This window comes from Methanobrevibacter sp. 87.7 (assembly GCF_002208625.1).
GTDB lineage: Archaea > Methanobacteriota > Methanobacteria > Methanobacteriales > Methanobacteriaceae > Methanarmilla.
Map to the genome: position 1 here is coordinate 1 of NZ_MRCT01000233.1, position 1,922 is coordinate 1,922.

General features: G+C 26.7%; 2 protein-coding genes. Both read left to right on the plus strand.

Features of this window, described 5'->3' with window-relative positions:
* Positions 1 to 92: 92 nt before the first annotated feature.
* Entirely contained in the window at positions 93 to 1,316 is a 1,224-nt protein-coding gene (locus BGI41_RS07895) for a TIGR00300 family protein (RefSeq protein ID WP_088540153.1), read from the plus strand.
* Positions 1,317 to 1,394: 78 nt separating this feature from the next.
* Positions 1,395 to 1,667 carry a hypothetical protein gene (locus BGI41_RS07900; protein ID WP_088540154.1) on the plus strand — a complete coding sequence of 91 codons (273 nt, stop codon included), beginning with the start codon at positions 1,395 to 1,397 and terminating at the stop codon, positions 1,665 to 1,667.
* The last annotated feature ends 255 nt before the right edge of the window (positions 1,668 to 1,922 follow it).

Genomic DNA, 1,922 nt, shown 5'->3' on the forward strand with positions numbered 1-1,922 from the left:
ATATAAATATTTAAATATACGAAAAAACTAAATTTTATTATAATTTATCTTTAGATAAATTTTTAATACATAAAAAGTGTAGGAGAATAAAAATGTTTAAACGTGAAATAGAACTTTCTGGACATATTATCGATTCACTTGTTCTTTCAAAAACATTTGATATCGTTATGGACAAAGGAGGGGATTTTGAAGTTTTAGATATAAGTGTTGGTAAAAACAAATCAGATATATCTAGAGCTAAAATGGCAGTATATGCAGAAAATTTAGATAAACTAAATGAAATTTTAGATGAACTTTCAGCTATTGGTGTTTCTATTGCTGAAATTAAAGAAGCTAAATTAGTTCCCTCTCCTAAAGATAAAGTTCTTCCTGAAGGATTTTATTCAACTACACACCATACCACTCATGTATTATATAAGGGTAACTGGTTAATGGTTCATGATATTGAAATGGACTGTGCTGTTGTAATTGATGAAGAAAAAGAAGAAGCATATTGTAGACCTATTGGTTCTATTAAAAAAGGAGATATGGTTGTTGTTGGAATTGATGGAGTTAAAGTTTCACGTCCACAAAAACCTAGAGGAAAAACTAATGCTTTTGAATTTATGAATAGTGATGTTTCCAGTGAAAAACCATTAATGAGTACTGTTAAAGATATTGCAGCTGAAGTTAAAAGGATTAAAGCAAATGGTGGAAAAATCGCATTTGTAGGTGGACCTGCTATTGTTCATACAGGTTCTCAAGGTGTTGTTGCAAATTTAATTAAAGAAGGATATATTGATGTATTATTTGCAGGTAATGCTCTTGCAACTCACGATATTGAATGTGATATTTTAGGTACTTCATTAGGTATTAATGTTAAAACTGGTGAAATTGTAACTAATGGTCATTCTCACCATATGAGAGCAATTAATAAAATCAATAAATCTGGTTCTATTAAAAATGCTGTTGAAGATGGAACACTTAAAAGTGGTATTATGTATGAACTTGTTAAAAATGATGTTCCATTTGTTCTTGCAGGATCTATACGTGATGATGGTCCATTACCTGATGTTATTACAGATACTCAAGAAGCACAAGCTGCTATGCGTAAATATGTTCAAAATGTAGATATGGTATTTATGGTAGCTACTATGTTACATTCTATTGCTGTAGGTAATATGTTACCTTCTAGTGTAAGTAGTGTATGTGTTGATATTAACCCATCTACTGTAACTAAACTTGCAGATAGAGGTAGTGCACAAGTTCTTGGTGTAGTTACTGATGTTGGTGCATTCCTTCCAGTATTATATGATGCAATTCACAGTGATGATTAAACACGTAATAAGATATTTAAGTGGTTTTTATCCACTTTTATTATTTATTTTTTAAAATTAGTTTAAGAGTGTGTAATTATGGCAAGTATTAAAGAAGTATTAGAACATTATGATTCACCTATTGTTTTAGATAAAAATGGGGATAAAGAAGTAAATGATAAAGTTTTAAATGATGCAATTATTTTAAATAATGATGATAAAAAATTTACTTTAGAATATAATGATTCTGAATGTAAAATTATTCTTATTGTAGAGTATCTTAGTAATGTCTCAATTTTAGAGTATGATGAAAATAGGAGTTTAGTTGGCGGACATAGTTATGTTGGTGACATGGAAGAAAGATTTTGTTAAATTCATTTCATGATTTCTTCTAAAAATAGTTTCTTATTATTTATCTTATTTTTAAATTTTTTTACATAATTTTATTTTGTTTAACTTGTTTTTATCTTTATTTTTAGTTTTTTATTTATTTTTCAGTTTTTTATTTATTTTTTAAGCTGTTTTTATTGTTTTTGTTTTTAATTTAGTTTTTTAGTTTGTTTAAATTGTTTTTATTTTTATTTCTAGTTTTTTATTTATTTTTCAGTTTTTTATTTATTTTTTAAG